Genomic DNA, 18501 nt, shown 5'->3' on the forward strand with positions numbered 1-18501 from the left:
GGAGACGGCGGGTTGCGGCCGGCGGGAGGCGGGAGCCGCCCGCGCCGGCCGCCGGTGGTGCTGCCACGGGCGGCCTCAGACCGCAACCCGCCGCAACCGCCAGATCACGACCGACCGCTCGGCCGGGTCGAGGGCGATGCGGTGCGTCTTCCCGCGCAGCTGGAACTTGTAGCCCTGCAGCAGGTCCTCGACGTCGACCGCCCCGTCGTCGGGCAGGCCGAGTTCCCAGAGCGGCACATCGTAGGTGCATTCCTGCCGGTTCTTCGGGTCGAGGTTGACCATCACGAACACCGCGTTGTCCCGCTCCGGCGTCGCCCGCAGGTAGGCCAGGATCTGGTCGTTCCAGGCCGGCGTGAACACCACGTTGCGGAAGTCCCAGAGCGCCGGGTTCTCGCGGCGGATGCGGTTGAGCTTGATGATGTGGTCGCGGATGTTGCCGGGTCTTTCGTAGTCCCAGGCCTTGATCTCGTACTTCTCGGAATCGAGGTACTCCTCCTTGCCCGGGATCGGGGTCCCCTCGCAGAGTTCGAAGCCGTTGTAGATCCCGTAGACGCTCGACAGCGTGGCGGCCAGCGTGCCGCGCACGACGAAGCCCGGCCGCCCGCTGGTCTGCAGGTAGAACGGGTTGATGTCCGGGGTGTTGGCGAAGAAGTTCGGGCGGTAGTACTCGCCCATTTCGCCGGCCAGCTCCTCGGAATAGCTGATCAGCTCCTGCTTCGTGTTGCGCCAGGTGAAGTAGGTGTAGCTCTGCTGGAAGCCGGCTTTGGCGAGCTTCTTCATCATCTTCGGCCGCGTGAAGGCCTCGGCGAGGAAGAGCACGTCCGGGAAGCGCTCGTTGACGTCGCGGATCATCCACTCCCAGAACGGGATCGGCTTGGTGTGCGGGTTGTCGACCCGGAAGATCCGCACGCCGAGGTCGGCCCAGCCGACCACGATGTCGCGCAGGGCGATCCAGAGCGCGGGCAGGCTGCCCTCCCGGTAGAAGTCGACGTTGACGATGTCCTCGTACTTCTTCGGGGGGTTCTCGGCGTACTTGATGGTGCCGTCCGGCCGCCAGTCGAACCATTCCGGGTGCTGCTTGATCCAGGGATGGTCCGGCGAGCACTGGATGGCGAAGTCGAGGGCGATCTCCATGCCGTAGGCGTGGCTCGCCGCGACGAGGCGCCGGAAATCCTCGATCGTCCCGAGTTCGGGATGGACCGCGTCGTGGCCGCCCTCCTCCGCGCCCACCGCGTAGACCGAGCCGACGTCGCCCTCGCGGGCCTTGAGCGAGTTGTTCTTGCCCTTGCGGTTCTTGCGGCCGATCGGGTGGATCGGCGTGAAGTAGAGGACGTCGAACCCGAGTTCGCGGATGGCGGGGAGCCGCGCGATCACGTCGTCGAAGGTGCCGTGGCGGTTCGGGTCGCCGGATTGCGAGCGCGGGAAGATCTCGTACCAGGCCGAGAACCGCGCCGCGAGCCGGTCGGCGAAGACCTCCAGCACGACGGGGTAGCGCGACAGGTTCACCCGTTCGGAATTGCGGTGGATCAGGCGCTGGTGCTCCAGGATCCGCACCCGCTGCGTCTCCGAGCCCGGCGCGTCCGCCTCCAGGGCAGCGACGAGCCCCTTCAGCAATTCCGCGTCGGCACCCTCGGCGAGCTCGGCCGCGCGCCGGACCAGCGCCACGCCCTCGATGGTCTCGAGATGCACGTCGACGCCCGCGAGGCGCTTCTTCTCCAGGCCGCGCAGCCAGGTGGAGAAGTCGTCGCGCCACGCCTCGACCGTGTACTCGTAGCGGGCGTTGCGGGCGAGCGGGAAGGACCCGCCCCAGCGGTCGTTGTCGGTGAACACCATCGGGTCGCGGCGCCACTCCCGCTCGCCCGCCAGGCGCGACAGCACCGCCGCGTTGATGACGTCGTGGCCGTCCGTGAAGATGTCGGCCTCGACCCGCAGGCGCTCGCCGACCACGCGCTTGACCGCCGAGCGGCCCCCGTCGATCTCCGGCGTCACCGCCTCGATGATCATCCTCCCCTCGCCGGAGGGCTCCGATTTCCTTCGCTTGGGCAGCGCGGGCGCCGCGATGCGCCGCGCCGCCAGGATGTGCACGGCGCCGGGGGGAAGGTCGATCGCCACGTCCGGCCGGAAGGCGAGCGGCGCCGCCTCGGGCGTCAGGTCCTCGAAGGGGCCGAGTTCGCCGCCGGTGCGGGCGATCAGCGGCCCGGCATCGACCGCGACGCTCCGGTCGCCGGGGTTGAACAGCACGATCACCGCGTGGTTCGCCGAGCCCGGATGGCCGGTATCGAGGCGCAGCAGCGCCACGTAGGGCGCATCCGGGGCCGAGAGCCGCCACTGCGCGCCCTCGACATTGGCGGCGGGCAGGTCCGCCCGCAGGCGGTTCACCGCGGCGACGAAATCCGAGATGTCGATGCCGCTCTGCGCCTCGCGGGAGGCGGGACTGGTCTCGACCACGTGCAGGGATTTCCGGTAGCCCCACTCGTAGCCGATCGGCATCAGCACGCCGGCCGAGAAGAAGGCCGCGAGCGCGTAGCGGGTCTTCAGCCGCTGCGCCACCGCCTCCGGACCCCCGTCCACCCCGGCGGCGAGCCGGGCCATGTCGTGGTTCTCCGGGAAGGCGATCGAGGGCGCGATCGTGCGCAGGCGCTCGTACTGCTCCAGCGCCCAGGGCGCCTTCAGGTCCCACCAGGCGAAGCTGTTGAACAGGTAATCGAAGCCGGCGCCGGCCGTGGCGCGGGCCTCCTCGAAGGTGCAGCCCAGCGTCTCGGCCGCGAAGAGCACGCCGTGGTCGCGCTCCTTGGCCCGGCCGATCAGCGCGCGCCACACGTCGGGCGGCACCTTGTAGGCGGCGTCGGCCCGGAAGCCCTTCACGCCGAGCGCCTGGAGGCGGCCCACATAGCCGTCCCAGTACGCGGTGAGCGCCGCGCGGGGCGCCTCCGCGTGGTAGTCCAACTCGGCGAGGTCGCCCCAGACCGTGACCTTGGTCGGGTCGTCGGGATCAACCGCCGAGGGACTGACCGGCGTGCCGTCCGCGCCGCGCAGAAAGAGGTCCGGCCGCTCGCGCACGAGGCGACCGTCATTGGCGGCGTGGTTGACGACGAGGTCGGTCATGACCCGCAGGCCGTGCTCGCCCGCCGCGGCGACGAAGCGCCGGATCTGGTCGTCGTCCGGCGTCCCGTCCGGATCGCGGAAGCGCTCGTCGAGCCGGTCGGGATCGCCCACCGCATAGAGCGAGCCGGAGCCGCCGGTCTGGTGGAAGGGGTTGAGATAGACCCAGTCGAAGCCCATCGCGGCGATGCGGGGCAGTTCCGCGGTCCAGTCCCGCACCCGGCCGACGAGGAGCGGGAACAGGTTGTAGATGCGGGGCCCCGTGGCCGGGGGCGCGAGGGTCGCGGGCAGCGGCGTCACGGCGCGCTCGGCGGGCGTGGTGCTGGTGCGGGGTGCGTTCATCGGACCGATCCTGCCTGCATCCTCTCGTGGGGCGTCGTCTGCCCGAGGGCCGCGACGCTCCGGTGACCTTGGCGGGCTGCTGCGCGGGGAACCCCTCTCCCGTGCGGGAGAGGGGCAGGGGTGAGGGTCCCGAACCGTGCCGCAATCGAGCTGAGCGGCAGTGCGGGCAGTGGGACGGGTCAGTTAACGTGCGGAACCACCTGGACCCTCACCCCTACCCCTCTCCCGCACGGGAGAGGGGATCCCGCGCCAGCCGTCGAAACCTGTTAGGTCACCCGCCGCAGGACCGCGGCGGGACACCGCCGGAAGAGGCGGTCGACCGGAAGACGCCCGCCCTCCGCCCTCAGTTCCTCCCCGGTGAGAAGATCCCGCCAGGCGGAGCCGTCCTCGATCGGGACCGCCGTGCCGGCGAAGGCCGCGCCGAATTGCGCCGGGTCGCCCGCGAGATCCTCCACGTGGAGCGGCACCGCGACCAGCAGCTCGCCATCCGTCGCCGCCTCCCCGCGCAGGTAGGCGAGCACCTGTCCGGCGCGGGCGCCCTCGGCCTCGACCGGCTGGTAATCCGCATCCGCGTAGAAGGTCGGGGCCGCCGCGCGGTCGACGAGGAGGCGCGCCAGCACCCGCTGCTTGATCCGCCCGTCCGGCCAGCGCGCCAGCAAGGTTTCGATCTCGCCCTCCTCCGCGAGCGCCCGTGCCCGCGCCGCGTAGTCGACCGGCCGCCGGTTGTCGGGGTCGACGAAGGAGAAGTCCCAGAACTCCGTGCCCTGGTAGGTGTCGGGCAGGCCCGGCAGGGTGCATTTGAGCACCGTGCGGGCAAGTCCCGTCACCATGCCGGCCGCCGCGAGGCGCCGCGCCAGAGGACGGAACGCCGTCAGGAAGGCCGAGTCGGGCGCGATCAGCGCGTCCAGCAGCCCCGCCACCGCCGCTTCGTAATCCGCGTCGACGTTGACCCAGCTCGACCAGCGCTTGCTCTCGCGCAGGGCCTTCTCGGCGTAGGTCCCGAGCCGTTGCCGGAAGTCGCTCGTCGCGGCCTCGTCCGAGACGGCGTCGAGGAGATCGAGCGGCCACGCGCCGAGGATCGCCTGGAAGAACATCCAGAGGTCGTTGGCATCCGGCGCCGGCTCGCCCTCGACCTCCCGCCGGTGCGGCCCGGCGATCTCCAGGAAGCGCATCCACGCCTCCCGCCACGCCTCCGGCATCGCCGACAGAGCGAGGAGCCGGGCGCGGGCATCCTCGCCGCGCTTGGTGTCGTGGGTCGCCGTGGTGATCTGGGCGTTCGGCCAGTCGCGGGCGCGGGCGGCCTGCAGCGCGTGGAAATGCTCCGCCGTGAGCCCGTACTCGCCCGGATCACCGCCGACCTCGTTGAGGGCGAGGAGTTCCGCGAACCGGTAGAACAAGGTGTCCTCCAGGCTCTTGGCCATCACGGGGCCGGTGAGCTGCTGGAAGCGGCGGCGGACCCGGCGCACGATCTCCGGCGAGGGCCGGCCGGGGCTGTCGGTGTCGATGCGCCCGAGGAGCACGGCCTGGGCGAAGTCGTGCACCGAGCGGTCCGGCAGGCGGGAATGGCGCTTGGCCCGCCGCACCGCCCCCTCGATCAGGCGGACGTCCTCGGGTTCGAGCTCACCCTCGTCCAGGTCGGCCGGCATGTAGCTGCGGTAGACCGGGAAGCGCGCCACGATCTCGGTCAGCGCCTCGCGCAGGGCATTGACGGAGAAGTCCCGGGTGCGACGGTCCGCGTCGGCGACGCGCTTGAGGTCGGAGGTCAGCACCTCCAGCTCGCTCGCGAAGCTCGTCTCCAGGATCTCGGCCTTAACTTGGCGCAGGAGCAGGCCGTAGGGTTCGTCGGTGCCAGTCTCCCGCGCGTAGCTAGCGTGCACCGCCTCGCGCTGGCTCCGGTCGACGAAGAGCCCGTCGATCTGGTTGAGGACGTCGTAGCCGGTGGTGCCGGCGACCGGCCAGGGCCGCAAGCGCTCGCCGGGCTCCAGGATCTTCTCCACCACGATGTAGAAGCCCGGCCCGACCGCCGCCTGCAGCGCCCGGACGTAGCCGGCGGGATCGGCGAGCCCGTCGATGTGGTCGATGCGCAAGCCGTCGATCCGCCCCTCGCGGATGTGCCGGAACAGCATCGCGTGGGCGCCCTCGAACACCGCCGGCCGCTCGACGCGCAGCCCGGCGAGGGAGTTCACGTCGAAGAAGCGGCGGTAGTTGATGTCGCTCGCCGCCACCCGCCAGTGGGCGAGCCGGTAGGACTGCGCCTCCAGGATGCGGTGGAGCGCCCCGAAGCTGTCCGGGTGGCCCTTGAAGCCGTTCACCAGCGTCACGGCGCGCTCGATCGCGTGCCCCAGCCCCGGCGCATGCGCCACCGCCTCGGCGAGGCGCTGCTTGAGCCCGTCCGCCTCCGCCGGGAAGCCGGAGAGCCGCTCCGCATCCGTCTCCTCGCTCATCCGGCGCAGGCGCTCGGAGATCGACAGCACGGCCGCCGCGGGCTCGTCCTCCGCCTCCGGCAGGGCCGCCAGCGCCCGGTCGAGGATGATCGGGTAGCTTAAGGGGCAGATCGGGAACTTGTGCTCGTAGTGCCAGACCGAGAAGCCGCCCTCCGCCGGGTCGAAGGTCAGCTTGAGGTCGCCCTTCTCCAGCGCCTCGCCGTAGCGGTCGCCGAGGAAGGGCACGACGAGCTTGTTGTGGGCGCCGAGCCGCTCCCAGTCGATGTCGAAGGCCTGGGCGGCGGGCGAGAGCGGCCCCCATTCGAGGACCGAGAGCCACCAGGGATTGTCGGCGCCCCCGACCCCCATGTGGTTGGGCACGATGTCGAGGAGCAGTTTCAGGCCGTGCGCCTTCAGGGCGTCGCTGAAGCGCAGGAACGCCGCCTCGCCCCCGAGCTCCGGGTTGATCTCCCGGTGGTCGACGATGTCGTAGCCGTGGGTCGAGCCGGGCCGCGCCTTGTGGATCGGCGAGGCGTAGACGTGGCTGATGCCGAGAGCGGCGAGGTAGGGCACGATGCCGACCGCGTCGTCGAAGGTGAAGTCCTTGTGGAATTGCAGGCGGTAGGTCGCTCGCGGCGGCTCGGAGGCGAGGCGCGCGGCGCCCGAGCGCGGCCCGCGATCCTCCGAGGCCAGCGAGGCCGCGAGCTTGGCAAGGGGACCGCCGGGCGCCGCGATGGCGTCGAGGTCGCGGTCGAGCTTGCGCCGCCAGTTCGGGTAGCCGTCGGTGATGCCCGGCATGTTGGCCTGGCTCACCTCGCCGAGCACGTCCTCGTACTGCACGGCGGTGAGGACTGAGGGCGCGCGGGCGAGGTAGCGGGCGGCGGCGTCGAAGGGCGGCAGGTCCGGCGGCTCGCTGCCCGGCTGCAGGTTCTGGCCGTGCAGCGCCTCGGCGAGGCGGCGGCGCTCGTTCACGCGCTCGGCCCGCTCCCCGTCCGCCCGCTCGGCGTCGTAGAGCCCCAGCGACTGGCGCAGGTCGGTGTCGACGCCCCGCCACCAGCCCACGAAGGTCGGCAGATCGTGGGTGGTGATCGCGCAGAGGGCGTCGCGCGGATAGGCCTCCGGGCTCTTGAAGCTCCCGCCCTCCCCGCGCTCGAAGGCGAGGATGCGGTAGCTCAGGATCCCGGCCTGCATCAGGGCGTCGGAGAAGCCCTCCGGTGCTGTGCCGAGATCCTCCGCGATGACGAGGCACTTCGCCCGGTGGCTCTCCAGCCGCAGCACCGCCAGCATCGGCTCGAAGGGCATGGCCACGTAGGCGCCGTTCTTCGCGCCCTGGCTCACCGGGATCAGGTAGAGCCGCGCCAGCTGGAAGGCGTGGTCGATGCGGATCGCGCCGGCGTGGCGCATGTTGGCCTGGACCAGCGCCCGGAAGGCCGCGAGCCCGTCGCGCTCCAGCGCCAGGGGATCGAAGGGCGGCAGGCCCCAATCCTGGCCCGCGGGGGCGAGGAGGTCCGGCGGCGCGCCGATCGACAGCCCGGTCGCGAAGCGCTCGGGGTGCGACCACACCTCCGAGCCGCCGCGGTCGGCGCCGACCGCGAGGTCGCGGTAGAGGCCGAGCCGCATGCCCGCGCCCAGGGCGGCCGCGGCGGCCTCGCCGAGCTGCCGGTCGGCGACGAACTGGAGCCAGACGTGGTAGGCGATGCGCTCCGGATGCGCCGCCGCGAAGGCCCGCACCTCCGGCGTGCCGCTGCGGCGGTAGGCTTCCGGCCAGTCGCCGAGCCAGTGGGCGCCCTCGGCGCGGAAATGCGCGGCGAGCGCGTCGAAGGTCGCGTGCGCCTCCAGGCTCTCCCCGCCGGCGGCCCGGAAGGCCAGGAACTCGGGATCCTGCCCGGCCCGGGCGCGGGATTCCTGCCAGAGGGCGTCGAGCACCGGCCCGAGCACCTCCCAGACGCCCGCGTGGTCGACGAGGGCGGCGTCGCGCAGGCGCGCGATCTCCGGCCGGCGCTCCTCCAGCAGGGCGGCGGCGCGGCTGCCGGCGAAGCCCGGCACGGCGGCCGGGTCGATGTAGAGCGTTTCCAGGAAGAGCCGCGAGGAGGGCGAGTAGGGCGAGACCTTGTGGCGGTCGCTCGGGAACAGCGCGTGGACCGGGCTGAGGCCGAGGAAGGCCGCGCCCCGCGCGCCCGCGTCCCGCGCCGCCCGCCCAGCATCCGCGTAGGTGCCGATGCCGAGGTTCTCCGCCGAGCGGATGCCGTAGAGCTGCACCGCGAGGCCCCAGTCGCGGGCGCCCTCCTCGCCGAGCGCCCGCGGGCGCCAGCAGCGCTGGGGCGCGGCGATCACCGTGGCCTCGGCCCTGTCCTCGCCCAGCGCGACGGTGAGCCGGTGGTAGCCGGGCGTGAGCGGCGGCAGGTCGAAGCCCGGGGCGGCATCGCCCGGCGTGAGGAGCGCCCGGCCGTCGCGGGCGCTGCCGCGCTCGTCGACGATGCGCCAGCTGAGGGTGCCGCCCCGCGCGCGCACCGGGATCCGGGAGGCGCGTCGCGCCTCGACGGGCAGGAGCGGCGGGACGAGCCCGTGCCGCAGGGCCTCGACCCGCGCGAGGCTCGCCCGCGCCTCCTCCTCGCTGCCGCAGGGCAGGCCGAGGGCGGTCAGCACCCCGCTCCGCGCCTCGACGGGCGTCTCCACCCGCTGCCCGAAGGCGTCCGTGTAGCTGGCGGCGACGCCCGCGAGATCCGCGAGCCGCGCGACCATGGCCTCGGACACCGTCATCACGCCACCTCTTTCGCGAACAGGCCGGTCCAGGCCGGCAGGACGACCTCGCCGCCCTCGCGGCAGGTGGCACCGGGCGAGACCCAGATCGTCCGCCCGTCCGGGTTCGGCAGGGCGAAATCGTCGGCACCCACATTGGCGACGAAGCGCAGCCGCCCGCCGCCGAAGCGCCACGTCACGTCGATCACGTCCGGCCGCGGCAGGGTGGCGGAACCGCCCTCCCAGCCCGACAGGGTCAGCGGCACCACCTCGCGGGCGCGCAACGCCAGCAGCGCCTTGGTGTCGGCCAGCACCTCGCGGTGCGGCGAGCGCTCGCGCTCGGCCCAGTCGAGCTTCGAGCGCCGGAAGGTGTCCTCGGCGGTGGGATCGGGGATCGCCTTCGCCTTCTCGGCATCGGCGAATTCGGCGAAGTGCCGGAACTCCCGGCGGCGGCCCTCGCGCACGGCCTTGTTCAGCTCCTCGTCGGGCGCGAAATCGACGAAGAACAGGAAGGGCGCGGAGGCCGACCATTCCTCACCCATCCACAGCATCGGGATCTGGGGGGCGAGGAGGAGGCCGGCGCGGGCGAGCGCGAGGCGCTCCGGGTCGGCGAGGTGGCTCAGCCGCTCGCCCATCGCCCGATTGCCGACCTGGTCGTGGTTCTGGAGGAAGGTCACGAAGGCGGAGGGCGGCAGGTGGCCGGAGGGCTCGCCGCGGGGGTGGTTGTCGAGGGTCGCGAAGGGCTCGCCCTGGTAGGCGAAGCCCTCCGCGAGGCTGCGGGCGAGGTGCTCGACCGGCCTGTCGGCGAAGCTGCCGTAATAGCCGGCCTCCTCGCCGGTGAGCAGCACGTGCCAGCCGTGATGCAGGTCGTCCGCCCATTGCGCGGAGTGGCGGGTGGCCCGGCCGCCCTCGCCGCGCTCCAGCCAGCGGGCCTGGTTGGCCTCGTTCTCCAGGATCAGGTGCACCTCGCGGTCCGGCGTCGCGGCGCGGATGCGGGCGGCGAGTTCCTCCAGGAAGTGCGTGTCGGAATCGTCCAGGATCGCGTGCACGGCGTCGAAGCGCAGGCCGTCGACGTGGAACTCCTCCAGCCAGTAGAGGGCGTTGTGCAGGAAGAAGTCCCGCACCACCCGGCCGGACTCGCGCCCGTCGAAGTTGATGCCCGCTCCCCAGGGCGTCTGGTGGCGCTCGGTGAAGAAGCTCTTGGCGTAGGCGTGAAGGTAGTTTCCGGCCGGTCCGAAGTGGTTGTAAACGACGTCGAGGAAGACCATCAGCCCGAGCGCATGCGCGCGGTCGATCAGGCGCTTGAGATCGTCCGGCGTGCCGTAGGCGGAATCGGGCGCGTAGGGCAGCACCCCGTCGTAGCCCCAGTTGCGGCTGCCCTTGAAGTCGGCGAGCGGCAGGAGTTCGATCGCCGTGATGCCGAGGTCGCGCAGGGCCTCCAGCTTGCCCGTCAGCCCCGCATAGGTGCCCTCCGGCGTCGCGGTGCCGACATGGGCCTCGTAGACCACCGCCTTCTCCCAGGGCAGGCCGCGCCAGGCGCCGTCGCTCCACGCGAAGGCGCCGGGATCGATCACTTGGCTCAGGCCCGACACGTCCTCCGGCTGGAAGCGCGAGGCGGGGTCCGGCACCACGAGAGTGCCGTCGATGCGGAAGCCGTAGCGGGATCCGGGCCTGGCCTCGCTCCGGGTGAGGCGGCGCCAGCCCTCGCCCGTGTCGGGCATCGGGTGCTCGGTCCCGTCGAGGACGAGGGCGACCTCGCGGGCGCTCGGCGCCCAGAGCGCGAAGCGCACGCCCTCCGGTCCCATCTCCGCGCCGAAAGGCATGCTGTGCGCGCGCCGCATCGAATCCACCATTCCTCGTGCCGCCCGGGGCGGAAGGCCGGGGACGCGGCCTCTCGACGAGGCAATCCGCCGAGCTTGCCGCGGTTCCGCGCCCGGATCGGGCTCGCGCGGGGAGCTATGGCGGTGGTGCCGTAAGGCAACGGCGGGCGTGGTGGGCGGCGCGCGCATGAACCCTCCCCCCTCTGCGGGGGAGGGTGGCGAACGGAGTGAGCCGGGAGAGGGGCTGGCGCGACGTTTCTCGAGCGAGCGGCCGTCAGAACCGTTCCGCCTTCTTCGGAACCGTGGTTCCCCTCTCCCACCCCGCTCCGCGGGGCACCCTCCCCCGCAGAGGGGGGAGGGCTTACCCCCATTCTTATACCCCCGCGCTGCGCCCCGGCCGCGCCATCGCCCGGCCGAGAACCAGGAGCGAGCGGCCCGCCAGCGTCACGCTCCCGCCCGTCCGCAGGGGCTCCCGCCCCACCGGCAGCCCGTCCGCCGCCGTGGTGTCGAAGAGCGGCGTCCAGGGCCCGCCGACCACCCGGGTCAGGTGGAAGACCACCGGCTCCGGCCCCGCATGGGCGAGAAGCAGCAGGCGCTTGCCGTCCGGCGCGTCGTTGCCGATCTGCATGCCGAAGGTCCGCCGCGCCCCGTCCGCCCAGGCGGCGGCGTCCATCTCCTGCCCGTCGGGTGAGAGCCAGTGCACGTCCCTCAGGCCCGCCGGCGTCACCGCCTCGCCGGTGAGGAACTTGCGGCGGCGCAGGGCCCGGTGGGCGCGGCGAAGCGCCAGCAGGTTGGCGACGAAATCGGCCAGGGCCGGATCGCTGCCATCATCCTCCCAGTCGACCCAGGAGATCGCGTTGTCCTGGCAATAGGCGTTGTTGTTGCCGCCCTGGCTGCGGGAGCGCTCGTCGCCCATCAGCAGCATCGGCACCCCCTGCGCGAGCAGGATCGTCGCCAGCAGGTTCCGCTTCTGGCGGGCGCGCACGGCCAGGATGGCGGGGTCGGTGGTCGGACCCTCGGTGCCGTAATTGCACGAGACGTTGTGCCCGTGCCCGTCGCGGTTCCCCTCCCCGTTCGCCTCGTTGTGCTTCTGCTCGTAGGAGACGACGTCGGCGAGCGTGTAGCCGTCGTGGGTGGTGATGAAGTTGATGCTCGCGCCCGGTCCCCGGCCCGACGGCGCGAAGATCTCCCGCGAGCCGGTCAGCCCCTGCGTGAGCCGCGGCAGGGTGCCGTCGTCGCCGCGCCAGAAGCCGCGGGCGGCGTCGCGGAACTGGTCGTTCCAGTCGCTCCAGCCGATCGGGAAGCCGCCGAGCTGGTAGCCGCCCATCCCGAGGTCCCAGGGCTCGGCGATCAGCTTCACCCGCGACAGGACCGGGTCCTGCAGCATCGCCTGGAACACGGCCGCCCGCGGGCTGAATGCGTGCGGGCTGCGCGCGAGGCTCGACGCGAGGTCGAACCGGAAGCCGTCGACCCGGTAGGCCTCGACCCAGTGGCGCAGGGAATCGAGCACCATCTGCATCACCCGCGGATGGGCCACGTCCAGCGTGTTGCCGCAGCCGGTGACGTCGAGGGTCTCCCGCCGGTCCTCGGGACGCAGCTTGTAGTAGGAGGCGTTGTCGATGCCGCGGAAGGACAGGCTCGGGCCGAGCCGGTCGGCCTCCCCGGTGTGGTTGTAGACGACGTCGATCAGCACCTCGATCCCGGCCGCGTGGAGCTGGCGGATCGCCGCCCGCAGGCCCGGGATGCCGGCGGGGCCGAGGTAGCGGGGCTCCGGGGCGAAGTAGTTGATCGGCTGGTAGCCCCAGAAGTTGGACAGGCCCTTGTCCACCAGGAAGCGGTCGTCGAGGAAGGCCTGGACCGGCAGCAGCTCGATGGCGGTGACGCCGAGCCGCACGAGGTGCTCGATCACGGCCGGGTGGCCGAGGGCCGCGTAGGTGCCCCGCCAGGGCAGCGGCACGCCCGGATGGGTCTGGGTCAGCGCTTTGACGTGGGCCTCGTAGATCACGCTGTCGACGAGGGGGCGGCGCAGCGGCGGATCGTCCGGCACGGCGGCCTCGGGTGACGTCACCACGCCCTTCGGCATCATAGCGGCGCTGTCGCGCCGGTCGATCACGTCGTCCCGGTTCAGGCCGCGCCGATAGGCGTAGAGCGCGTCGTGCCAGCGCAGCCGGCCGGCGAGTTCCCGCGCGTAGGGGTCGAGGAGGAGCTTGTGCGGGTTGAAGCGGTGGCCCTGCGCCGGGTCCCAGGGCCCGTGCACGCGGTAGCCGTAGAGCTGGCCCGGCAGCAACCCGGCGACGTAGCCGTGCCAGACATCGTCGGTGCGCCGCGGCAGGCGGATGACGGCGGTCTGCTGGCGCCCGACCGGGTCGAACAGGCAGAGATCCACCGCGGTGGCGTGGGCCGAGAACAGCGCGAAGTTGACCCCGCGCCCATCGAAATGGGCGCCGAGGGGCGCCGGCTGGCCGTCGTCGAGGGCGATCATGCCGCCTTCATCCACGGGGCCGCGGGGTATGGTCAAGCCTCTCCCCGCGCGCGGCTCCCGTCCGGTCCGGCCCGGCGGCCGCGGGATTACGACGTCGCCTCCGCGGCGGCCGGCGGCTCGCGCTCGATGGTGCGGAACTGCTCCAGCTCCGTCAGGTAGGTGCGCGCCCACCAATCCACGTCCTCGCGGGCGAGGCGCTCGACCATCGGCTTCCAGCGCTCCAGGCGCTCCGCCTTGGGCATGTAGAGGGCGGCCCGGATCGCCTCGGCCACCTCGAAGCGGTCGTAAGGGTTCACCAGCAGCGCCTCCGGGAGCTGGCGGGCGGCGCCGGCGAATTTCGACAGGACGAGCACGCCGGGATCGTCCTCGCTCTGGGCCGCCACGTACTCCTTGGCGACGAGGTTCATGCCGTCGCGCATCGGCGTCACCAGCCCGACCCGGGCCGCCCGGTACAGCCCCGCCAGCACGGCGCGCGGGTAGGCCTTGGTGACGTACTGGATCGGCGTCCAGGACGGCTCGCCGAGCGAGCCGTTGATGTTGCCGAGCACCTCGTTCACGTCGCGGCTGAGCTGCTCGTATTCGGGCACCTCCGTGCGCGACTTCGGGGCGATCTGCAGGAACACGACGTTGCCGCGCTGGTCGGGATTCGAGGCGAAGAAGCGGTCCACCGCCTCCATCCGCTCGGGCACGCCCTTCGAGTAGTCGAGCCGGTCGACGCCGATCAGCAGCTTGCGCGTGCGCAGGCCCGCCACCGTGTCGCGCACGGTGCGGTTCATGCCCGCCCGGTCCGCCGCCTGGCGGAAGCCCTCGACGTCGATGCCGATCGGGAAGCTGCGGATGCGGGTGCGGCGCCCGTCCACCATTAGCGAGCCGGCCCCGAGCGGGATCGCCCGCAGCTCGTCGACGAGGTTGCGCGAGAGGTTGTGGACGTCGCTCTCGGTCTGGAGGCCGATCAGGTCGTAATCGGCCACCGCCCGCAGCAGCTCGGTCGAGGCCGGGAGCGTGTTGAACACCTCGCCCGAGGGCCACGGGATGTGGTGGAAATAGCCGATCGGGTTGGCGACGCCCAGGCCGCGGAGTTCCGAGGCGAGCGGGATCAGGTGGTAGTCGTGCACCCAGATCAGGTCGCCGGGCTCGATCAGGCCGGCCAGCGCCTGCGCGAAGATGCGGTTCACCCGCTGGTAACCGGCGTAATCGGCTCGCGAATAGGCGGCGAGGCCGAGCCGGTAATGCATGATCGGCCACAGCGCCCGGTTGGCGAAGCCGCTGTAGTATTCCCGATGGTCCTGGGGCGAGAGGTCCATCACCGCGTAGCGGACGCGGCCGCGATCGGCGATGGTCGGGCTGTCGGAGGGGGTCTCCGCGATCTTGCCGCTCCACCCGAACCAGAGACCCCTGTACGCGGTGAAGGCCTCCTTCAGCGCGACCGCGAGGCCGCCCGCCGCGACGGCCTTCGACCCGGCTTCCGGAACGGCAACGCGGTTCGAGACGATGATCAGGCGTGACACGGCGGTTACCGACTCCCTAGCGGGGAAGGGTTCCGGCCCCCGGTCCCTTCCTCACGGCACGAGCGTGAAACGACCGGGATGCAAGCGCGATCCGGGCTCTCGGGTCAACCCTCGCCGAACCCATCGGTTGCACGGCGGATCAGAGTCCGGGGCACCGCGCTCCACAGGAAACCCGGCCGCTTTCGCGTTTCCGTCATCGGGCGGCGCGAAGGAGGGCGATGCGCCGGAACCCGGCGGGGCGGTTGCGGTTACCCGCACAGCCGATCCATGCCGGGCGCAAGGCTTCGACGCGCCTTGAGGATGCCCGTGGGCGATGCCCTTGAGGAGTGACCATCGATGAGCGCGGGTTATCAGAACGGGCAGCACAACACGGAGCGGGCCGCGCCGTCCGCCGACCATCCGGCCGGCTGGTCGGACCTGCGCGACGACGTTCGCCAGCTCGGCGACGTCGCCGTGGAGCGCGGCTACGGCCTCGTCGAGGCGGCGCGCGAGCAGGTCAACACTTACGTCGCGCAGCGCAAGGACGACGCGGCGCAATCCGTGGACGACTTCGCCAAGGCGCTGCGGGAGTCCGGCAAGGGCCTGGAGCAGCAGCCGAACGTGAAGGCGTTCTTCGACAGCGCCGCCGAGGGGCTGGAGCAGCTCTCGGGTTCGATCCGCGCCCGCAGCTTCGAGGATTTCTACGGTGAATTGGAGCACGTGGCCCGCCGCCGGCCGGCCGCCTTCGCGGTGGCGACGTTCGTGGCCGGTTTCTTCGCCGCCCGGTTCATCCGCTCCTCGGCGCACCCGGCCCACGCGATCCCCGGTCGGGAGGCCTTCGAGGCCGATCGGCGCCCGGGCGGCCGCACCCCGCTCTGAGGAGGCAGCGATGGCCGAACCCGGCAACGGCAGCATCCAGGGGCTCCTGGCCGAGGCCCTGCGCGAGACCACCGATCTCGCGCGCAAGGAGATCGCCCTCTTCCGCACCGAGATGTCGACCAACCTGAGGACGCTGTTCCTCGGGCTCGGCATGGTGGTGGGAGCGGCGGTGTTCGCGGTGGTGGCGCTCCTCGTCCTGGTGGACGCGCTGGTGAAGTGGCTCGCCACGGTGGTGCATTCGGAAGCGCTCGCCGCGCTGATCGTGGGCGGCGTCTTCCTGATCGTGGCGGTGGGCCTCGCGCTGGCGGGGAGCCGCGCGATGTCGCTCTCCACGCTGGCGCCGACCCGCACGACCCGGCAGGTGCGCCAGGATGCGCGCGTCCTGTCCGAGAGGGTGTCCGGATGACCCAGTCGATCTCGGATCTCGAGCAGGACATCGAGAAGACCCGGGCCCGGCTCGATCAGACGATCGACCGGATCCAGGACCGCCTCTCGCCGGCGAGCATCGTCGACGAGATGCTCGGCACCGTGCGCCAGTCGCCGATGAGCGGCCTCTACGACGGCGCGCTCGCGGCGGTGCGGCGCAACCCGGTGCCGGTGATGCTGATCGTCGCCGGGGTGGGCTGGCTGCTGCACCGGGTCTCGGAGGATGCGCGGCGGCGCCAGCACCAGGAGGAGACCGCGGAGCGTGCCGCGCGCGTGCTCGTCCGCAACGACGGCGCCGCGCGGGTCTACGACCCGGACCGCCCCACCGACCACCCGGCCGCCGACGGGATCGCCCGTCCCGAGGCCGCCCAGATCTGACGCGGGTTCGCGCCCGCCCGCTCGCTCGCAAGGATGCATGCCATGGCCGATCACACCATCAAGCCCGCCACCCCCGACGCGCCCTCCGCCCATATTCCGGGCCAGGGGCCGGGCGCCGGACCGGAGCGCAACCTCCACCAGGACCACGACACGGTGCGGGCACAGGCCGGCACGGCCGGGGCCGAGGCGGCCGGGACGGCGCAGGATTTCGCCTCCACGGTGAAAGACACGGCCGGCCGCACGGCCGAGCAGCTCCGCCAGACCGCCGACGCGGCGGCGGACCACCTCAAGCGGACGGCCTCGGACGCGGTCTCGCAGGCGCATGAGCGGGCGAGCCAGACCTACGGCGCCTTCCAGTCGCGCGGATCGGACGCGATCGACCGCGCCCGCGACTTCGCCCAGGACGCGATCGACCGGGGCACCCGGCGCTACGAGGATTTCCGCGACCGCGGCGGCGAGCATGTCGCCCGTGGCCAGAGCGCGGTCGAGCGCTTCGTGACCGAGAACCCGGTCCTGGTCGGCGTGGTCGGCCTCGCGGCCGGGCTGCTCCTCGGCTCGCTGCTGCCGCGGACCCGCCGCGAGGACGAGGCGGTAGGCCCCTGGGCCGACGAGGTGCGCGAGCAGGGCATGCGCTACGCCCGCGAGGCCACCGAGCGCGGCCGGCAATTCGTCGAGACCGCCCTGGATCAGGCACACGACGCGGCGACCGCCGCCGCGACCGCCGCCTCGGACGAGCTGCGCCAGCAGAACGAGGGCACGCCCCGCCCCGGCGGCCCGGGCATCCAGACGCATTGAGGCGGGCGAACGCCGCGTGACCTTCCGCAGGACGCGCTTGCGGATTCACGTGGCGTGTCGTGTGCGTGCCCCCTCCCCGCGTGCGGCACGGCTGTCTGGGGAGGATCCAAGGCTCCTTGGAAGACGCCTTGGTCTCCGAAAGATGCGGCGCTAACAGTGACCTATGACGATCTAATTCACGCGGGATCTCCTCTCCTGTGCGGGCTACGGCCTTGACGGAAGTGAGTCGGGGTCTGCGAGGATTGCGCCGGCGAGCATGGCGGCGAAGCGCTGCCAGCCGCGGGCCATGATCTTGGGTCCCGGCGGCTTGCCGGCGACGTTCCAGCCGCCGTGCCGGGCCACGATCCAAGACAGCCAGGCCAGCGTCCCCGGTGGGTGTGGGTTCTGCAGGCGTGCCGTACTGCCCTCGCAGGCCCGGCCCAGCTGCGCCACCACGGGCAAGGCGACCGCGTCGAGCACGTCCTGCATCGGCCGCCCGCCGCCCGTGCGGGCATCGACCAACTGCAGGATGCGCACCGCCGCCCCCAGCGCCAAAGCCGCCAGCCGGAACAGCTTGTCGGGCACCCGCATCTGCGTCGCGTCCAGGCCCAGCCCGTCCCGCTTGAGCGCGCGGAACACCTCTTCAATGCGCCAGCGCAGCCGGTACAGCCGCACCGTCTCGCGCGCCTCGGCGGCGGTCGCGACCGGGCGCGTGCTCAGAAGGTGCCAGCACAGCGGCGCCTGACCGTCGGGCGGGGTGGGCTCCTCCACCGTCACCAGGCTCAGCGGCAGCGCGCCCGGCAGGCTCTTCGGCTCGCCCGCTGGCCGCTTCACCACCAGCGATCCGGCCCGCAACTGCACCCGTGCGGTGCGCTCGGGCCGGCCCGGCCGGGCGGGGACCGTCACCGTATCCTCGGCCAGGACCGGCCAGCGCGCCGCCTCCGCCGTCATCGCGCCCCCCGTGGCCAGCGCCCGGTCGTGGCGGGCGCGCACCAGCAGGTCGGTGCCCGCCGGACAGCGCGCGACGTGATCGTAGATGTCGCCTTCCTGGTCGGCCACCACGATCAGGCTCGCCGCGCTCTCGCCCAGGCGGGCCTGCGCGGCCTGCGCGCCCACACCCCAGCGCCGGCTCTCCTTGTCCGCGATCGGCCGGCCCGCCCGCGGCTTGACCGGCGCGTCCGCCCGCGTCCAGATCTGGGCATCGACCAGCCCCAGGATCGCCTCGTCCTGTGCGTCGACCGCCACGACCGGGTGCAGGAAGAAGCCGGGATTGCGCCCGTTGCCGGCGGGCCCGAGCCCGTGACGGCCCGCCGCCAGCGGGGTGAAGTTGATCTCGCTCGTGTCCTGCACCGCCACGACCGCGCGGCCGGCACAGGCCTGGGCCGTGCGCGCGCCAAACGCCCGCAGGATGGCGCCCACGCTCGTGTGCGGCGAGGACAGGTAGCGATGGGCTGCGGCCGTGCCGGCCTCGCTGCCCCCGACCGTGCTCAGCACCACGCTGCCGGTGGTCACGATCCGATCAAACAGCCAAGCGCCGCGCGCCTCGGTGCGGATGTCGCCGACCCCAAGTCCGTCCATGCAAAGCCTCCCGCACAGCGCAAAGGCTCACAACACGAACCGAGCGAATCAGATCCGTACAGGCCGTAGCC

The 18501-nt window shown here is 72.5% G+C and carries 10 protein-coding genes; 4 read left to right on the plus strand and 6 right to left on the minus strand.

Annotated features, from left to right (window positions below; genetic code table 11):
* Positions 1 to 75 precede the first annotated feature (75 nt).
* The 5 genes from ACW9J6_RS31900 to ACW9J6_RS31920 form a co-directional block, all read right to left on the minus strand.
* Positions 76 to 3444, minus strand: a complete 3369-nt coding sequence (locus tag ACW9J6_RS31900) for a maltotransferase domain-containing protein (RefSeq protein WP_457120347.1) — start codon at positions 3442 to 3444, stop codon at positions 76 to 78.
* 266 nt (positions 3445 to 3710) lie between these two features.
* Positions 3711 to 8627, minus strand: coding sequence for a malto-oligosyltrehalose synthase (locus ACW9J6_RS31905; protein WP_457120348.1), 4917 nt, complete (start codon positions 8625 to 8627; stop codon positions 3711 to 3713).
* Entirely contained in the window at positions 8627 to 10447 is a 1821-nt protein-coding gene (treZ, locus tag ACW9J6_RS31910; protein ID WP_457120349.1) for a malto-oligosyltrehalose trehalohydrolase, read from the minus strand. The genes ACW9J6_RS31905 and treZ overlap by 1 nt, the downstream gene beginning before the upstream one ends.
* A gap of 352 nt (positions 10448 to 10799) precedes the next feature.
* Positions 10800 to 12908 (minus strand): glycogen debranching protein GlgX, encoded by a 2109-nt coding sequence (glgX, locus tag ACW9J6_RS31915; RefSeq protein ID WP_457120350.1) that lies wholly within the window; start codon positions 12906 to 12908, stop codon positions 10800 to 10802.
* An 86-nt stretch (positions 12909 to 12994) separates the two neighbouring features.
* Positions 12995 to 14416, minus strand: coding sequence for an alpha,alpha-trehalose-phosphate synthase (UDP-forming) (locus ACW9J6_RS31920; RefSeq protein ID WP_457120351.1), 1422 nt, complete (start codon positions 14414 to 14416; stop codon positions 12995 to 12997).
* A 336-nt stretch (positions 14417 to 14752) separates the two neighbouring features.
* On the opposite strand from ACW9J6_RS31920, the gene ACW9J6_RS31925 reads away from it, so the two are divergent.
* The 4 genes from ACW9J6_RS31925 to ACW9J6_RS31940 are packed head-to-tail and all read left to right on the plus strand — an operon-like array spanning position 14753 to position 16873.
* The gene (locus tag ACW9J6_RS31925) at positions 14753 to 15274 is read left to right on the plus strand and encodes a hypothetical protein (protein ID WP_457120352.1); all 522 of its coding nucleotides are present in this window, start codon (positions 14753 to 14755) and stop codon (positions 15272 to 15274) included.
* Positions 15275 to 15284: 10 nt separating this feature from the next.
* Entirely contained in the window at positions 15285 to 15680 is a 396-nt protein-coding gene (locus tag ACW9J6_RS31930; RefSeq protein WP_457120353.1) for a phage holin family protein, read from the plus strand.
* Entirely contained in the window at positions 15677 to 16078 is a 402-nt protein-coding gene (locus ACW9J6_RS31935) for a DUF3618 domain-containing protein (protein WP_457120354.1), read from the plus strand. Before ACW9J6_RS31930 ends, ACW9J6_RS31935 begins: the two co-directional genes overlap by 4 nt.
* Before the next feature lie 42 nt (positions 16079 to 16120).
* Positions 16121 to 16873 (plus strand): hypothetical protein, encoded by a 753-nt coding sequence (locus tag ACW9J6_RS31940; protein WP_457120355.1) that lies wholly within the window; start codon positions 16121 to 16123, stop codon positions 16871 to 16873.
* Positions 16874 to 17077: 204 nt separating this feature from the next.
* Here ACW9J6_RS31940 and ACW9J6_RS31945 read toward each other — a convergent pair whose 3' ends face one another.
* Entirely contained in the window at positions 17078 to 18430 is a 1353-nt protein-coding gene (locus ACW9J6_RS31945; RefSeq protein ID WP_457118717.1) for an IS4 family transposase, read from the minus strand.
* Between the last annotated feature and the right edge of the window lie 71 nt (positions 18431 to 18501).

The sequence above is a fragment of the Methylobacterium sp. JK268 genome (assembly GCF_054052225.1).